This is a genomic window from Modestobacter sp. VKM Ac-2977 (genome assembly GCF_026968045.1).
Classification (GTDB): Bacteria; Actinomycetota; Actinomycetes; order Mycobacteriales; family Geodermatophilaceae; genus Modestobacter.
In genome coordinates this window covers 554121-570324 of record NZ_JAPVBQ010000001.1, presented here as the reverse complement: position 1 = coordinate 570324, position 16204 = coordinate 554121, and the positions used below count along the sequence as shown (strand labels likewise).

The window sequence follows — 16204 nt, the reverse complement described above, 5'->3', positions numbered from 1 at the left end:
CACGGCTACGCGCTGACGGACTCCATGGCCTCCGCGGTCAGGGTCACCGAGCGCAGCCGGCCCTCGGTGGTGGGGGCCTGGTGGGCGACGATCAGCTCGTCGGCGTCGGCCTGCTTGCGGAAGCCCTCGAGGTAGTCGCCGATCTCGCGCGGCGTGCCGATCGCGGCGTAGGTGAACATCGAGCTGACGTGCTGCCCGGCCCCCTGCTCGAGCAGCAGGTCGGCCTCCTCGTCGGTGAAGCTGCGGCCCCGGCCGAACAGGCCGACGGCCATGGTCCGGCGCACCGCCTGCAGGTTCTCCTCCGCCTGGCGCACGGTGTCGGCGGCGATGACGTTCACCCCGGCGATCACGTGGGGGACGTCGAGCTGGGCGGAGGGCTGGAACTCCCGCCGGTAGGTGGCGACGGCGGCCTCCAGGGCCTGCGGCGCGAAGTGGCTGGCGAAGGCGTAGGGCAGGCCCAGCGCGGCAGCCAGGTGCGCCCCGAACAGCGAGGAGCCCAGCACGTAGAGCGGGACGTCCGAGCCCTTGCCGGGGATCGCGTCGACGCCGGACACCCGGCTCGAGCCGGTCAGGTACCCCTGCAGCTCCAGCACGTCCTGCGGGAAGGTGTCGGCGGAGTTCGGGTCCCGGCGCAGTGCGTACATCGTGTTCTGGTCCGAGCCCGGCGCGCGGCCCAGACCGAGGTCGATCCGGCCCGGGTACATCGCGTCGAGGGTGCCGAACTGCTCGGCGATGGTCAGCGGCGCGTGGTTGGGCAGCATGACGCCGCCGGCACCGAGCCGGATCCGGCTGGTCCGGGCACCGACGTGGGCGATGAGCACGCTGGTCGCCGAGGACGCGATGGTCGGCATGTTGTGGTGCTCGGCGTACCAGACCCGCTGGTAGCCGTGCTCCTCCGCGCGCTGCGCCAGGGCGACGCTGGCCGCGATGCTGCTGCTGACGGTCTCCCCGCGAGCGATCGGGGCGAGGTCGAGGACGGACAGCGGGATGCGCATGGGGAAGAGCCTTTCGCGTTGGTTGTCCGGGACAACGCACGGCGCCCCGGCGCCCTTCCCGGCCGGGGCGGCGCACGCGCGCCTGCCGCTCAGTGATCGCCCGCGCACCTAAAGTCGCGCTCGTGCAGGAGATGACGTCGCTGCTGGGCGAGCCACTGCCGGTGGAGTTCCTGATCGACGACGACTGGCGCCCCGCCGTCCTGCTCGGCTGGGCGCACGAGCCCGACGGCACCTGCTGGGTACGCGTCCAGGCCGTCGTCGGCGGGCTGCGCCGCGCCAGCTGGGTGCACCTGGCCGACCTGCGCCTCCCCCGGCCGGACCGAGCGGCCCCCGAGCCGCGGACCCGGCCGGACCTGCAGCTCCCCGGCCGCGGGCAGCCCCGACGGACACCGACCCCGCTCCCCCCGCTGCCGGTCCCCCGCAGCCTGCAGCCCGACTCCAGCTGGGCCTGACCGGCGGTCCCGCACCCGGACCGGTTCCGGATCGCCGTACGGAGTGCCACCCTGGAGGTGCCAGCCGGGACGCAGCGTCGCGATCGGGTGAGGAGCAGCCGTGTTGTGTCAGAGCACGTACGCACTGGACTACATCGACGGACGGCGTGCGGCGGTCGACGACCGCCTCGACGCCTACCGGGCCCTGGCCGCCGCCACCGAGCCGGCTGCCCTGCGGGAGTTCGAACCGGTCTTCTTCAACGACCTGGTCGTGGTGCTGGAGAACTGGTTCGTGCACCGCGGCCGGGGCATCGAGGGCGCAGACGGCAACGCGCTGAACGAGGTGCGGCTGATCGCCGGGTCGCTGGTGCACGGCCGCACGATGATCGCCGACAAGCAGATCAGGCTCGACCCGGGTCGCACCGTGCTCCACTACCGGGTGGGCGACGAGATCGCCGTCCGGGAGGCCGACTTCACCGCGCTGGCGAAGGCGTTCTTCGCGGAGCTGGAGAGCCGCTACCTGTAGCGCCCGCCCGGCTCAGCGGCTCTGCAGCGCGTCCAGGGCGACGGCCATCGCGGCGGCGACCCGGAAGTCCAGCCGCGGGTCCGGCACCGTGACGGTGTAGCGGTCGCGGACGGACTTCTTCCGCTCGCTGGTGAGCACCGGGGCGCCGGTCGCGGTGTCGACGAAGTCGAAGTGGAAGACGAAGGGCACCGGTACGTCACCGACGATGGGGACCAGGTCCCAGACCCGGCGCAGGACGGCGATCGCCGGGCGGCGCTCCTGCCCCCGGGCGGAGAGCCCCGGCACCTCCAGGTTCCACGTCGAGCGGAGCAGGCTGGCCCCGAACTGCTTGCTGAACATGCCCAGCGGTGCACCGTGCTCGTCGAAGACGTCGTGCTGGGCCGAGACGTCCATCCGCTGGCGGGCCTTGAAGGAGAAGACCGCGCGGCTCTTCGTCTCGTCGGCGAAGAAGACCACCTCCTCCTTCAGCTTCATCCGCTTCTGCTCGGCCAGCGCCAGCAACTGCCCCTCGGAGCCGTCGGGGGCAGCGGCCCGGATCTCGTAGCGGTTGACCATCATGGTGACCCGCTGCGAGACGAAGAAGGCCGGCACGGCCATCGGGGCCGGCGGCTGGCCGGAGGGCGAAGAGGTCACGGCGGCACTCCAGGGGGTCGGGGACGACGGGGGCCCATCCTGGTGCATCCCGCGGCCGGCTGTCCCGCACCTGACTCCGGCGGCGGTCCGCACACCACTACGGTGGCCGGGTGTACGACGGGGCGGGCAGGACGATCGGCAACCGCCGATCACCCCGGGGCAACCCCGGGGCATCGTGAGCAGGTCGGGCATCGCGTCATGAGCCGCGCTGTGCGCTCCGCGCACCAGGCGGCGCCTCCAGCGAGGAGCGGCTGCCCGCCCCGCCGTGCACTCCGGGAGCTGCGATGACCGCCGAGCGGCAGGCCGCCGTCACCGCCGCAGCGATCGCGACCGCGCTGCTGGCCGGCCCGTGGCGACGGCGGGAGATGGTCCGCCGGGTGGCGGTGGCACTGGGCCAGGCCCGCGCCCGCACCTGGGTGGGCACGCTGGTCGGCGAGGTGCAGACGGTCTACCCCACCGCCCCGGTCGACCGGCCGCGGGAGCTGGCCGCCGTCGTCCGGACGACGCGGGGGTGGGAACGCGGGCGGTCCCGGCGCCCGCTCCCCCGGCCCGTGCGGTGGGAGCCGGTGCCGACCGAGCTGGCCCGGCGCCGGCGGCCGGTCGCCGACCTCCCCGACCAGGCAGCGGTCGCCCGGCTGCTCGACGTCGACGCCGGCGAGCTGGCCTGGTTCGCCGACGCCCGCCGGCTGGAGCGCACGGCCGGCGAGGCGCTGCGGCACTACCGGTGGCGGGTGGTCCAGCGCCCGGCCGGGGTCCGGCTGCTCGCCGCGCCCAAGCCGCGGCTCAAGGAGGCGCAGCGGCGACTGCTGCGGCACGTGCTCGACCGCGTCCCGGTGCACGACGCCGCCCACGGCTGCGTGCCCGGCCGCTCCGTGCGCACCGCGGTCGCCCCGCACGCCGGGTCCGCGGTCGTGCTGCGGATGGACCTGGAGGCGTTCTTCGCCAGCGTCGCCGCCGGTCGGGTGCACGGCCTGCTGCTCGGCGTCGCCGGGTTGCCCGAGCCGGTGGCCCACGTGCTCACCGGCCTGATGACGACGGTGCTGCCGACCGAGGTGTGGCGGCGCATCCCGCCCCCGGACGGCATCGAGGCGCGGGAGCGGCACCGGCGCCTGGAGCAGCGGCTGACGGTGCCGCACCTGCCGCAGGGGGCACCGACGTCCCCGGCGCTGGCCAACCTGGTCTGCCACCGCCTCGACCGCCGACTGGCCGGCCTCGCCGCCGCCTCCGGTGGCACGTACACCCGGTACGTCGACGACCTGACCTTCAGCGGGGACCGGCGGATCGCCCGCGACCGGTTCGCCGACCTGGTCACCGATGTGGTGACCGAGGAGGGCTTCCGGGTGAACGCGGCGAAGACCTCGGCCACCAGCGCCGCCCGCCGGCAGGCGGTGCTGGGCACCGTGGTCAACGACCACCCCACGCTGCCCAGGCCGGAGCGGGACGCGCTGCGGGCGCTGCTGCACAACTGCGCCGTCCACGGCTGGACGACGCAGACCCGGGGCCGCGACCCCGGCACCTTCCGCGACCACGTGCTGGGCCGGGTGGCCTGGGCCGCCTCGGTCGACCCGGCGTTCGGCGCCCGGCTGCACCGCCTGGCCGACCGGATCGACTGGACCGCACCCGCTGACTCGTAGGCTCGGCCGATGACCGTGGTCACCCGATGAGCGCCCGGTTCGAGGAGCTCGACTGGAGCCCCACGCCGATCGGCGAGGTGAGCCTGCGCCGGCGGCGGGACCCGGTGACCGGCCTGGACGTCTTCGAGGTGAAGCTCGGCGACGAGTTCCTGATGTCCACCCAGTTCACCGTGGCCGAGGTTGCGGTGGCCCAGCTGGCCCTGGCCCGCCTCGACGCGCCTCCCCCGGACGCGCCCGGCCTGGCCGTCGCGGTGGGCGGGTTGGGCCTCGGCTACACCGCGGAGGCCGTGCTGGCCGACCCGCGGGTGGCCGAGCTGGTGGTGGTCGACCTGCTCGAGCCGGTGATCGACTGGCACGAACGCGGGCTGGTGCCGGTCGGCCCCACGCTCACCGCCGACCCCCGCTGCCGGTTCGTGCACGGGGACTTCTTCACGATGGCCACGGGCACCGGCTTCGACCCGGCCGTGCCGGACCGGGTGTTCGACGCCGTCGTCGTCGACATCGACCACTCACCGCAACACCTGCTCGCCGACGGCAGCGCCGGCTTCTACGGGGTCGACGGCACGCGGCGGCTGGCCCGGCACCTGCGGCCGGGCGGGGTCTTCTCGCTGTGGTCGAACGACCCGCCCGAGGACGGCTACCTGGCGGTGCTGGCCGAGGTCTTCGTCGACGTCACCGCCGAGGTCGTCAGCTTCCCCAACCCGCTGCAGGACCGACCGGCGACCAACACGGTCTACCTGGCCACCAAGCCGCGCTGACCGCAGGCTCAGTCCCGCAGCGGCGCGATGCAGCAGCCGTCACAGGGATGCGCGCCGGAGACGCCGCCGACCGACTGGAGGTACACGACGTCGTCGGGGTCGGGGTGCCCGACGCCGTGCGGGCAGGTGCGCTCGTAGTGGCCGCGTAGCGGGTGCCAGACCAGCGGCCACTCCCGCATGTGGTGGTCGCCGGCCTCGGGGAACGGGAAGTCCCGCCGGGTCGCGCCGGCATCGTCGTCCATGTCCGACGCCCCTCCGACTGGTGCGGTCGCGTCGTGGACAGGGAACGTCGTCGGTGGCATGCCCCCAGCGTCGCGGCGCTCGTCCGCACACCACTGTGCTCGACATGTGTCCTGCCTGTGCGCGTCGGCCGATCAGCTCGGCGGCGCGACGGTGGTGGCCGGCGGCGCCGGGCTCGCGGGTGACGTGCCCGTGGGCGTCCCGGGGGCCGTCCCCGTGGGTGTCCCCGTGGGTGTCCCCGTGGGTGTTCCCGTGGGTGTCGCCTCCGCGACCTCGCTGACGACCTGGCAGCCGGCGATGTCGCCGCTCAGCCGCCCTTGCAGGGGCTGCAGCTGCCGGATGACCTCGTCCAGCCGGGCCGCGTTGAACTCGCCGACCGCCTCACCCAGCTCGTCGATGGCGGCGACGACGTCCTGCGCCCCGTTGACCGCGCGCAGGCAGGCGGCGTTGACGACCACCTCGGCGGTCTCCCCCGTGGGCGGGGCGTCCGGCAGCGGGAGGCCGACGTCGGTCGCCGGCCCGGCCGGGGTGGCGACCGGGACCGGCGCCGACCCGTCATCCAGCAACCCGACGACGAGCCCGCCGACGAAGACCCCGAGCACGAAGGTGGCCGCGGCCAGCCACCACCGCACCGCACGGCCGGACCGCTCGTCAGGGTCCGGGGAGCTGGTCCCGGCATCGGTCTCGGGGTCGGCCATGGTCGTCCTCTCACCGTCGAGCGCGGGCGCACAACCGCCGGTAGCCTACGGCTGCTGAGCCCATCCGGTAGGACCGCGAGGCTGGAGGCCCCGGTGCCAGCCACGGCCGTCCCGCGTTGGCTCACCGCGCTGGCCGCCGCCGTCCGATGGGCGACCCGACCGGCCCGGTACGCGCTGCGGCGGGCCGCGCGCGCCTACCGGGACGCCGTCGTCAAGGCCCGCTGGTTCGTGGTGGCGGGGTGGCTCCTGCTGACCGTGGTGGTGTCGGCGTTCCTCCCCACCGCCGGCGGTGGGGGCGGCGCCGACATCGGCAACCTGCTGCCGGAGGGCAGCCCGGCGGCCGCCGTCCAGGAAAGGTCTCTGGAGCTGTTCCGGGTGCCGGTGCTCTCCCAGACCTCCGTGGTGGTGCACGACCCCGACGGCCTCAGCGTCCTCACCCAGGCCGACATCGCACTGTGGGCGGCCACCCACACGCAGGCGTACCTGGACGGCAACGTGCCGCCCGGGCGCGGGCAGATCGTCGCCGCCGTCCCGCTGCCCACCTCGACGCCGGAGACCTCGGTCACCTACCTGTACGTCTCCAACTACACGTCGCTGGAACGGACCAGGGACCTGGCCCGCGAGTACGCGGCCCACTTCCACAACCAGAGCTCGGTGCAGACCTACGTCGCCGGTGTGGTGCCGGCACAGGTCGCCCAGGCCGACTACCTCGAGTCGCGGCTGCACCTGTTCGAGGTCGCGACCCTGGTGCTGATCGCCCTCGTCGTCGGGCTCACCTTCCGCTCGGTCGTGGCGCCCTTCGTCGTCCTGCTGGCCGCCGGGCTGGGGTACCTGGTCGCCATCCGCAGCCTCGGGGTGCTCGCCGCGGCGCTGGGCTTCGCGCTCCCCGACCAGTTGCAGCCGCTGATCGCCGCGCTGCTGATCGGGGTGGTCACCGACTACTGCGTGCTGTTCTTCGCCGGCCTCCGGCAGCAGCTGGACCGTGGGCTCCCGCGGCTGGAGGCGACCCGGCGGGCGGTGCGCACCAACGCGCCGATCATCGCCGTCGCCGGGATCACGGTCGCGGCCGGCACCGCGGCCCTGCTGGCCGCGGACTTCGAGCTGTTCCAGGCCTTCGGGCCGGCGCTGTCGCTGACCGTCGTCATCGGGGTCCTGGTGTCGCTGACCCTGGTGCCGGCGCTGATGGCGATCCTGGGCGAGCGGCTCTTCGGGCTGGGGACCCTGCGCACCTCACGCCGCCCCCCGAGTCGGCGCGGGAACAGCTGGCTGCTCCGGATCGTCGTCGACCGGCGCGGCGCGACGGTGGCGACGCTGCTGGCGACCGTCGTGCTGCTCCTGGCCGCGGCACCGCTGCTGCAGATGCGCCTGGACCTGTCCTTCACCTCGGGGCTGCCGGCCGACGACCCGGTGAGCCGGGGCGCGGCGGTGCTCGAGGACTCCGGGATCCGGGGGGTCATCGCCCCCACCGAGGTGATCGTCGAGGGCGACGCGGTCATCGAGCAGCGGGCGGAGCTGGAGGAGCTGCAGCAGGCCATCGAGGCCCAGCCGGGGGTGGCCGAGGTGCTCGGTCCGGCCCAGAACCCGCTCCCCGACGGCTTCGGCGTCGTCTTCTCCCCCGACGGCGACGCCGCCCGCTTCGTCGTGATCCTGGACAGCGACCCACTGGCCGCTCCGGCGATCAGCGACCTGCGCGGGCTCACCGACCAGCTGGACACCCTGGCCGCAGAGGCCGGGCTGCAGGACGCCGAGGTGGCGGTGACCGGGCAGACCGCGATCGCCGCTGAGCTCGCCGCGATCACCCGGGAGAACCTCCGGACAACGCTGACCGCGGTGCTGCTGGTGGAGCTGCTCATCCTGATCGTGTACCTGCGCGCGCTCTGCGCCCCGCTGGTGCTGATGGCCTGCAGCGCGCTGGGCGTCGCGGCGGCGCTCGGGCTGAGCGTCCTTCTCTTCCAGGTGGTGCTCGGTGACCCCGGACTGGCCTTCTACGTCCCGTTCGCGACCGCCGTGCTGTTGCTGGCGCTGGGGTCGGACTACAACGTGTTCGCCGTCGGCTCCATCTGGGAGGCGGCCACCCGACATCCGCTGAGCAAGGCGATCATGCTGGCGATGCCGGCCACGTCCCGGGCGATCAGCGCGGCCGGGCTGATCCTCGCCGCCACCTTCGGGATGGTGGCGATCATCCCGCTGCAGACGTTCCGGCAGGTGGCGTTCACCATGGCCGCCGGGTTGCTCATCGACACCTTCCTGATCCGTCCGGTGCTCACCCCCGCCGTGCTCACCCTGCTGGGACGGGCGGCCAGCTGGCCCAGCAAGCGGGTCCGCACCGAGTCGGTGCCGATCGACGAGCTGCGCCGCACCGGGGCCGCAGGGGCCCGGAGCGGAGGCCCGGAGGTGGTGCGGGACGAGTCGCTGGAGGACCAGGTGCGGGAGGACCAGGCCCGGGAGGACGGCGCACGCGAGAGCCTGCCGGCGGGGGCGGAGGTGGGACGACGGTGACCGGTGGCGACGAGCCCGCGCACGACGGCTGGGTCGACTCGGACGTCGGCGGGGCGACCGCCCACGGTGTGACCGCACCACGCCCCCGGCCGGCACGGCGGACCGTGCTCGTGGGGGTGTCCGTGGTGGTGGGCACGCTGCTGCTGCTGTGGGGGACCGACCGGCTGGCCCGATGGGGGGCCGAGTCGCTCCTGGCGCGCGACATCCAGCAGGCGACCGGCGTCGCCGACCGTCCGCAGGTGCAGGTGCACGGCGCCTTCTTCCTGCTCCAGGCGGTGGACGGCCGCTACGACGACGTCGAGGTCAGCCTCCGCGAGGTGTCGTCGGGGCCGATGTCGGTCGACGAGGTGCACGCCCGGCTCTCCGGCGTGCACGTCTCCTTCCACGACCTCCTCACCCAGGACCCCGCGCCGGTGTGGATCGAGCGGTCGGTCGGGGAGGCGTTCCTGGGCTACGACGACCTCAACCGCTACCTCGAGGTCACCGGGCGCCCGGTCAGCCTCGGGCCGGCACCCGGGGAGGAGGTGCTGCTGACCGGGACGGTCGACCTCCTCGGCCAGTCCGTGTCGGCCTCCGCACTGGCCCAGCTGTCGCCGCAGGGCGGCGCGCTGTCGATCGCCCCCACCGCGCTGGACACCGAGTCCGACCTCGCCCCGGCCAGCCGGCTGCTGCTCGGGCAGCGGTTCTCGCTGCGGGTGCCGCTGGACCCGCTGCCCTTCGGCCAGGAGCTCACGGCGATCGAGGGTGCGGCGGAGGGTCTGGTGGTGCGCGCCCGGGGCACCGACGTGGTCATCCGGCCCTGACCCCGGGCGCCGGTCAGTCCCGCTCCCCCGACCAGAGGACCCGCTGGGGGAACGGGATGGTCATGCCGGCCTGGTCCAGCGCGGACTTCACGGAGATCGCGACGCCGCTGCGCACCCGCCAGCGGCTGGCGATGTCCGCAGGGTGCCAGTACCGCACCGCGAGGTTGATCGAGGAGTCGCCGAACTCCTCCACCCACACCTCCGGGGGCGGGGTGTCCGCGACCCCGTCCGCGGCTGCGCAGGCGGCCAGCAGCACCTCCCGGGCGCGGACCAGGTCCGTGTCGTAGGCCAGCCCGACGGCCAACGTCGTCCGGTTCAGCGGGGTGCTGGTGTAGTTGATGATGGGGTTCTTGAGCACCTCGGAGTTGGGCAGGTAGACGATCAGGCCGTCATAGGTCTGCAGCACCGTCGTCCGGAGGTTGACGTCGGTGACGACCCCCTCGAAGTCACCGCTGGCGACCTGGTCGCCCAGCCGCAGGGGACGGCGGATCTGCAACATCACCCCGGCGATCAGGTTCTGCAGCATGTCCTGGGCGGCGAACGCGATGGCGATGCCGCCCACGCCGAGGGCGCCGAGCAGCGGGCCGATCTGCACACCGAGCAGGTCCAGGGCGTAGACGACGCCGACGGTGACCGCGACCAGCCCGAGGAAGCGACCGGCGACGAGCCCGACGTGCCGGTTCGCGTCGCGGTCGACGGCGCGGACCAGCAGCCGCCGCAGCAGCACCGCGAGCAGGATGGAGGCGAGGAAGACCGCCAGCGCCTGGAGGGCCTCGCTGAGCGCGATGTCGTCCTCGACGACGACGTCGACGTCCTCGACCGCGGCCGCAGCCAGGACGTCGAGCAGGTGCAGGTCGACCGGCATGCGAGGAGGATGCTCCAGGAGGCTGCGGATCAGTCATCCGCGACGCGACCCGCCCTCGGGCCGGCCCGTAGGTGGCGGGCAGGTCACGCTGACGTGAAGCTTTGCCCGCACCGGGCGCAAAGTGATCTGGATCACATTACGCTCCCGGCATGGCCACTTCTCCGACCCGCACCCGCCGCCTGGCGTCCGGCCTCGCCGCCGCCGGCCTGCTGCTCGTCCCGCTCTCCGCGTGCTCCGACGAGCCCGTGTCCGATGCCACGAGTGCACTGGACACCGCGACCGAGACCCCCGCCGACGGCGAGATGACCGAGACGACGATGGCGGAGGAGACCGAGACCGAGACCGCCATGCCGTCCGAGACCGACACCGCCATGAGCACCGAATCCGGCGTGGAGTGCTCGGGGAGCTCCTGCGTGGTCACGCTCTCCGGCGACGGCACCGAGGTGGAGGTGCTCGGCACGACCGTGACCCTCGGGCAGGTCCAGGACGGCCGGGCCACCGTCGGAATCGCCGGCCAGGAGGTCTCCTGCAGCGAGGGCGAGAGCGTGAACGCCGGGCCGCTCACCCTCGAGTGCACGACGGTCACCCCCGAGAACGTCATCATGACGGCGTCCCTGGGCTGACCCGCGCCCCCTCGTCCGGGCGACCCGCGACGGGGCCTGCGGCGCACTGCAGGTCTGAGCACCCGCGCGCAGGTGCTCAGGCCACGGTGACGTCGGTCGGGTCAGCGAGGTCGGCGAGCGGGACGGCGACCCCCTCTCCGGCGAACAACTCCAGCTCCTCGACCCGCCCTTGGACGACGTGCAGGACGACGTGCACGTCCGGGAACCCCGGAGCGCGACTGCGCGCATCGACGGAGAAGTGGTCCGAGCGGCCGGGGCCCGAGAGCTGGCGGACCTGCCCCTCCGCCACGGGCGCCTCAGTGCTGTGCAGCCGAACGGAGGAGCACCCGCAGCGGCAGCGGGCCGTGACGACGGCGGCGTCCAGCTGACGCTGCAGCACCTGCTCGCCGACGACGCCGACCAACTGCTCGAGCAACCGGCGCTCGTCCCTGGTCAGGTCGCGCGGACTCTCGAGGTCCTGCCAGACCGGCTCGCCCACGTCCACCGGCACAGCATCGCGCGCGGCAGCCTGCTGGTCGCCCGATTTCTCCCCCTATGCGATGAGCGCCACCGCCATGACCATCGGCAGCGAGACGACCGAGGCGATGGAGGTGCCCATCGTCAGGGTCTTGAAGGTCCCCTGGGTCGACAGCCCGAGCAGCGACTTGTACATCCAGAAGAAGTTGCTGTTCACCTGGAGCGCGAACATCGCGCCCGAGGCGATCGCGAGCCCGATGACGATCGGCGCGACGTCGATCGACCCGAGCACCGGGCCGATGATCCCGGCGGCTGCGATGGCCGCCACCGACACCGAACCGATCGCCAGGTGCAGCACCGCCGCGATGAGCCAGGCGAGCAGGATGCTGAGGACGACCGGCGCCCCCGCGTCGGCAGCGAAGAGGCCGGCCAGGATCGCGTCGAGCCCGGTCTCCCCGATGACGGCTCCCAGGGACCCGCCGATGCCGGTGATGAGCAGGATCGCGCCGGTGGTGTGGAAGCCCTCGCTCATCGCGGTGTCCGTTTCCGCCGAGCCCAGCGTGCGCCGGCAGAGCACGTAGGCCCCGACCAGGCCGAGGAAGAGCGCGAAGTTGGCGTCGCCGAGGAAGGCGATGAAGTCGTTGGAGAACTCCAGGAGCTCGGCGAACGCGCCGAACGCGATCAGCACCAGCGGCACGAGGATCGGCAGCAGGCTCACGAGCAGCGGAGGCGTCGACCTCTCCTCCTCGACCAGCTCGGCGCTCTCCTGCTCGGCCATGGCCTCGTCCACCTGCTCGTCCGTGGCCGCGTTCCAGTAGCGGCCACGCAGGAGCAGCCGCAGGACGATCGTCGTCACGATCGCGGTCAACGGGCCCAGCACGAAGCCGTAGACCAGCCAGGTCCCGAGCGGGACGTCGAGCAGGCCCGCGATGGAGATCGCGGCCAGTCCCGGGATCACGAAGACGTAGCCGGCGAAGATCCCGGCACCGAGCGCACCGGCCATGAGGGGCAGGCCGGTCCGGCCGATGAACGGCGCCGTCGACCGCGCCACCGGCGAGGCCAGCACGACCTGCACGTCCACGTAGATCGACGGGAAGACCGTCGACATCGCCGCCGTCAACGCGTACGGGAGCCGCTGCGCACCGACCCGGCTGACGAGCAGCGCCACCATCTTCCGGAAGGCGCCCACCGCGTGGAGCAGTGCCCCGATGAGCACGCCGAAGCCGATGAGCAGGCCGACCTCGGCCATGATCTCGCCGAAGCCGGTCGCGATCGCCGCCAGCGTCGCCGCGAAGCCGACACCCGTCGCGAGGCCGAGGTAGAGCGACCCGATGATCAGCGAGATCACCGGGTCGACCTTGGCCTTGATGATGAGCAGGACGATGACGGCGATCGCTATCGCGGTGTGCGCCACGACCATGAACAGGTCCTCCTGGTACGGGGAGTGGCGCGGTCACCACCGCCGTCGCCACGTTGGGTGCTCACCTTGGCACGATCGTCCGCCGCCGCGGACTGGCGGACGTTGCCGGGGTGTTCGTCCTCACCCGGCAGCGCCGAGCCGATCTAGGCGAACGATGCGACGGGGTCGCCGAAGGCGCCGTCGTCGGGGACCACGCCGAGTCCGGGACCGGTCGGCACCTGGATGCGGCCGTCCTCGACCCGGACCGGGTGCGCCGAGTCGTAGTGGCGGTCCATGAAGGGTTCGGCGATCCAGACGCCCTCCAGCAGGCGGGGGTGCACGGTCGCGGCGACGTGGACGCAGGCCGCCGCGATGATGTCCCCGCCCCACGAGTCGTCGCAGGTGTGGGGCAGCGAGCGTGCCTCGCAGACGTCGCGGACGGTGGCCATGGCCCCGAGGCCGCCCAGCCGGGTGACCTTGAGGCCGAACCCGTCGCACACCCCCAGCGAGATCGCCCGCAGCACCTCGCCGAGGTCCTCGGCGCTCTCGTCCAGGTAGACCGGGTGGCCCAGCTGGGGCCGGATCGCGGCGATCTCCTCCATGGTGTTGCAGGGCTGCTCGAACACGAACGGGATGTCGGCGCACTCCCGGTCGATCCGCAGGACGTCGCGCGTGAGCAGCGCCCGGTTGGCGTCGACGACCAGTGGTGTGCGGCCGGTCGCCTCCGACACCTTCCGGATCGCCTCGATGTCGACCTCGACCGGCCGTCCACCGACCTTCATCTGGAGGCGGGGATAGCCCTCGGCGACCTTCTCCGCCGCGACGCGGGCGGTCTCGTCGGGGTCGTCGAGCGTCAGCGACCAGTACGAGTCGACCTGATCGGTCGTCGCGCCGCCGAGCATGTCGCACACGCTCAGGCCGTGGGCCTTGCCGAGCAGGTCGTGCACCGCGATGTCGATCGCGGCCTTCGCGTAGTTGTGGCCGTGGAGCAGGCCGTGCAGCGCGCGCTGGACCGCCGAGGGCCCGGTCACGGTCCGGCCGATCAGCCCCGGGGCCATCTGGGTCAGGGCCGCGCGGGCGCCGAGGGCGTGGGCCGGGGCGTGGGTCGGGCCGATGGGGCACGTCTCGCCCCACCCGGAGAGCCCGGTGTCCGACACGATCTGCACGACCGTCGAGTCCAGCGCGGTGTGGGCACCCTCGGACAGCCGGTAGACGGTGCCGTTCAACGGCAGGTCGACCTGGTAGAGGTGGATCTCGGCGATCCGCATGGCACTCCTCCCGATCCGCATGTCGGCACTCGACCATCCTGCGAACACGCTGCGGACCGGACGACGCTGACAGGCGCCCGACCAGCAGGTCCAGGCGACGTCAGACGTTGAAGCGGAACGTCGACGGGGTGTTCGGACGTCGACGATGTTCGATGATAGACGCGTCCGACCTGGGCTTTTGCTATTGGGTGATGTTGGGTCCGGCTGGGTGAGAACGACCGTTTTGCGGACTTCTGCGGACTTCTTGCGGACTGAATGCCAAGCCTTCGAACCCCAGGGAGGCGGCTCGCCGGCCGGCCGACCGGACCGGGGTAGACCCACGACTGCGTCCGCTCCAAAGCTCGGCCCGACATCACCCGGCCGACACCAGACCGCGCACCACCGCCGGCCGGGGGCCCGCGACAGGCAGCTCGGCGCACGGCACAACCGAGCACAACTCCCCTCGCTCTAGAGGAGAACGCGTCGATGCGAAGCCGACAGAACGAGGCGTTATCGGCGCTTCAGGGCGCGAAGCTCGACGGGCCTGCCGATGTTGCGACAACGGTAAGGCGCCACCTGCGTGGATGGGCCAACTGGCCGGTCCAGCCGGATCGTCCAGCCCCGCTGGGCGAGTCCTGACCGAGCCGGGGGCAGACGGCCAGCCGAGGCGAGACCATGGGCACGTGGCGCTGACCTTGTGCACTGACCTCTCAGCGGCGGACTGGCTCACCACCAGCCGGGTGTCGTGGTGGCAGCTCGTCACGTTTGGTCCCGCCGGCTTCACGGCGTACGCCCGGCTGCGGTTCATCCCTGACCCGGTGTACGCCCGACAGGCGGAGAACGACGCCGGGGTCGACGACAATCACCCGTCGGATCAGGCCCAGCTGGCCACCGTGTTGAAGGTGTTGGCGAGCTACACGACCACGCCCGACGACTGGTACGTCGCCTACTGGGACGGTTGGGGCCCACAGGCGTTTCCATCATCCGTGTGGCATGCACCACGGGTGCGCGTGCCGAACCGCGATTACGTCCTGCTGCGCGGTGTGGCCGCCGACCTGACGGGCGCTGCCGGAGGATGGCCCGATCAGCCGCACCAGTTCCCGCTCCATCCTGCCTTCGTTTGGCCGGCGGACCGTGCATGGTGCGTCACGGCGGACGTCGACCCGCACTGGGCGGGTATTGGTGCCGACCGCACCGCGATCGACGAGCTCCTGGCCGCCATCGACCTCGACGTGGTTCTGGCGGATCCCGGCGAAGACCAGCCGCACTACTGGTGAGAGCGGGGACCGCCGACGACAGCTCCTCGACGAGGTGACGCTCCGGCTCGGCCGTGGCGGACCCTCGGTCGATCAGGCCGTCGAGGTTCTACGGGTTGCGCCGATCGAGCGCTACCCAGCGCGAGTCTCGTGGACGTGTCCCTGAGTGAGCCGCTCAGGGACACGTCCGAAGGGCGGCTTAGGACACCCTCGGCACTCAGGGTGGCGCTGTCCGGAATTGCCCGTTAATGAGCGGCCCGATACCCACACCTTTCGGGTCGAAGAGGCCCGCCGGTGCGAACGGATGCTCGGTCGACGCGGTCACGTCCCCAGCAGACAGGCGAAGCAAGGCGCCCGATCAGCCGAGCGTTTGTGCCGCCTGAAGCAACCATGTGCCGGGAAGTCAGCCCGTGATCTTTCCAGCCCGCATGGTCCCGAAAGCGTCCAAGTTTTTCGCCCGCTCCTGGCTGATCATCTGCCACGCCAGCTCGCAGACCCAGCGCGCCACCCCCGTGCGTACGAGGAGCGTGTCCGCGTCATGGTCCCCGTCGCCCAAGCCAGCCGCGCTGGCCAGAAGGGTGACCGCCGCATCTCGTTCCGAGGCCGGCTCGGGCGCTAGTGGACGGATGAGGCGGCGTTCGGCAGTCCGACCCCACTGATCACGCGGCCGACCAGTCTCATACCGGCGCTGGCGACGTACGGGAGTCACTTCTTGACTCCAAACACCAGTGCTTACAAGGTCCTCGACCACAGCAAGCTGGCCCGAGGACCCACTGACGATCCACGAGTCCAGAGTCATCGGCTGCTCGGCCAGTGCTCGTGCAGCGTCGTCCAGCGGCGCCCAACCGACCGGACCTGCATCGACATGGATGGCGTCGCTGTCGTTGTCGAGCTTCCCCAACCGCACGAGATCAACGATCCGAGCTGCACGGCTGGCGTAGTCGAGCAGGAAATGCTCGATCAGGCGCCCCCGCTCATCCACACATGCACCCGCCAGCCCCGCGGTGACCGTGCCCAAGACCTCCATGCGGCGATCTTGACACTTGCAACGCTCCGCCACGACCAAGGGGAAGAGCGAGGATGCCCGCAAACCGGACTGACCAGTGCCAGATCCCTCCTCGTCTACGGGATCCCAAGCGGC

17 protein-coding genes are annotated in these 16204 nt (G+C 72.5%); 8 read left to right on the top strand and 9 right to left on the bottom strand.

Features of this window, described 5'->3' with window-relative positions:
- Positions 1-5 precede the first annotated feature (5 nt).
- On the bottom strand, positions 6-995 hold the full coding sequence (locus O2V63_RS02725) for an LLM class flavin-dependent oxidoreductase (RefSeq protein WP_269166033.1): 990 nt from the start codon (positions 993-995) through the stop codon (positions 6-8).
- Between the two features lie 122 nt (positions 996-1117).
- On the opposite strand from O2V63_RS02725, the gene O2V63_RS02720 reads away from it, so the two are divergent.
- Both O2V63_RS02720 and O2V63_RS02715 read left to right on the top strand, forming a co-directional pair.
- The gene (locus O2V63_RS02720; RefSeq protein ID WP_269166032.1) at positions 1118-1447 is read left to right on the top strand and encodes a hypothetical protein; all 330 of its coding nucleotides are present in this window, start codon (positions 1118-1120) and stop codon (positions 1445-1447) included.
- A 100-nt stretch (positions 1448-1547) separates the two neighbouring features.
- Positions 1548-1952, top strand: a complete 405-nt coding sequence (locus O2V63_RS02715; RefSeq protein WP_269166031.1) for a hypothetical protein — start codon at positions 1548-1550, stop codon at positions 1950-1952.
- Positions 1953-1964: 12 nt separating this feature from the next.
- On the opposite strand, the gene O2V63_RS02710 is transcribed toward O2V63_RS02715, so the two are convergent.
- Positions 1965-2585, bottom strand: a complete 621-nt coding sequence (locus O2V63_RS02710) for a hypothetical protein (RefSeq protein WP_269166030.1) — start codon at positions 2583-2585, stop codon at positions 1965-1967.
- A 284-nt stretch (positions 2586-2869) separates the two neighbouring features.
- Here O2V63_RS02710 and O2V63_RS02705 point away from each other — a divergent pair, with 284 nt between their 5' ends.
- Both O2V63_RS02705 and O2V63_RS02700 read left to right on the top strand, forming a co-directional pair.
- Positions 2870-4219 carry a reverse transcriptase family protein gene (locus O2V63_RS02705; protein ID WP_269166029.1) on the top strand — a complete coding sequence of 450 codons (1350 nt, stop codon included), beginning with the start codon at positions 2870-2872 and terminating at the stop codon, positions 4217-4219.
- A 26-nt stretch (positions 4220-4245) separates the two neighbouring features.
- The gene (locus tag O2V63_RS02700; RefSeq protein WP_269166028.1) at positions 4246-4977 is read left to right on the top strand and encodes a spermidine synthase; all 732 of its coding nucleotides are present in this window, start codon (positions 4246-4248) and stop codon (positions 4975-4977) included.
- A gap of 8 nt (positions 4978-4985) precedes the next feature.
- On the opposite strand, the gene O2V63_RS02695 is transcribed toward O2V63_RS02700, so the two are convergent.
- Both O2V63_RS02695 and O2V63_RS02690 read right to left on the bottom strand, forming a co-directional pair.
- Positions 4986-5219, bottom strand: coding sequence for a hypothetical protein (locus O2V63_RS02695; RefSeq protein ID WP_269166027.1), 234 nt, complete (start codon positions 5217-5219; stop codon positions 4986-4988).
- A gap of 132 nt (positions 5220-5351) precedes the next feature.
- Entirely contained in the window at positions 5352-5915 is a 564-nt protein-coding gene (locus O2V63_RS02690) for a hypothetical protein (RefSeq protein WP_269166026.1), read from the bottom strand.
- 93 nt (positions 5916-6008) lie between these two features.
- Here O2V63_RS02690 and O2V63_RS02685 point away from each other — a divergent pair, with 93 nt between their 5' ends.
- Together O2V63_RS02685 and O2V63_RS02680 are read left to right on the top strand one after the other, a co-directional pair.
- On the top strand, positions 6009-8414 hold the full coding sequence (locus O2V63_RS02685; RefSeq protein ID WP_269166025.1) for an MMPL family transporter: 2406 nt from the start codon (positions 6009-6011) through the stop codon (positions 8412-8414).
- Positions 8411-9217 carry an LmeA family phospholipid-binding protein gene (locus tag O2V63_RS02680; protein ID WP_269166024.1) on the top strand — a complete coding sequence of 269 codons (807 nt, stop codon included), beginning with the start codon at positions 8411-8413 and terminating at the stop codon, positions 9215-9217. Before O2V63_RS02685 ends, O2V63_RS02680 begins: the two co-directional genes overlap by 4 nt.
- A 13-nt stretch (positions 9218-9230) precedes the next feature.
- Here O2V63_RS02680 and O2V63_RS02675 read toward each other — a convergent pair whose 3' ends face one another.
- A complete protein-coding gene (locus O2V63_RS02675) occupies positions 9231-10082 on the bottom strand; it encodes a mechanosensitive ion channel family protein (RefSeq protein ID WP_269166023.1) in 852 nt (283 codons plus the stop codon).
- Between the two features lie 149 nt (positions 10083-10231).
- Between O2V63_RS02675 and O2V63_RS02670 the strand changes: the two genes are divergently transcribed.
- Positions 10232-10705 (top strand): hypothetical protein, encoded by a 474-nt coding sequence (locus O2V63_RS02670; protein WP_269166022.1) that lies wholly within the window; start codon positions 10232-10234, stop codon positions 10703-10705.
- A gap of 76 nt (positions 10706-10781) precedes the next feature.
- Here the strand turns inward: O2V63_RS02670 and O2V63_RS02665 are convergent, their stop codons facing one another.
- The 3 genes from O2V63_RS02665 to O2V63_RS02655 form a co-directional block, all read right to left on the bottom strand.
- Positions 10782-11189, bottom strand: coding sequence for a hypothetical protein (locus tag O2V63_RS02665; protein ID WP_269166021.1), 408 nt, complete (start codon positions 11187-11189; stop codon positions 10782-10784).
- A 48-nt stretch (positions 11190-11237) separates the two neighbouring features.
- Entirely contained in the window at positions 11238-12581 is a 1344-nt protein-coding gene (locus O2V63_RS02660) for a GntP family permease (protein ID WP_269166020.1), read from the bottom strand.
- Positions 12582-12724: 143 nt separating this feature from the next.
- Positions 12725-13828 (bottom strand): mandelate racemase/muconate lactonizing enzyme family protein, encoded by a 1104-nt coding sequence (locus O2V63_RS02655; protein ID WP_269166019.1) that lies wholly within the window; start codon positions 13826-13828, stop codon positions 12725-12727.
- A 662-nt stretch (positions 13829-14490) separates the two neighbouring features.
- On the opposite strand from O2V63_RS02655, the gene O2V63_RS02650 reads away from it, so the two are divergent.
- Complete coding sequence (locus tag O2V63_RS02650; protein ID WP_269166018.1) at positions 14491-15084, top strand: hypothetical protein; 594 nt, start codon at positions 14491-14493, stop codon at positions 15082-15084.
- 382 nt (positions 15085-15466) lie between these two features.
- On the opposite strand, the gene O2V63_RS02645 is transcribed toward O2V63_RS02650, so the two are convergent.
- Entirely contained in the window at positions 15467-16090 is a 624-nt protein-coding gene (locus O2V63_RS02645) for a GPP34 family phosphoprotein (RefSeq protein ID WP_269166017.1), read from the bottom strand.
- Positions 16091-16204 lie beyond the last annotated feature (114 nt).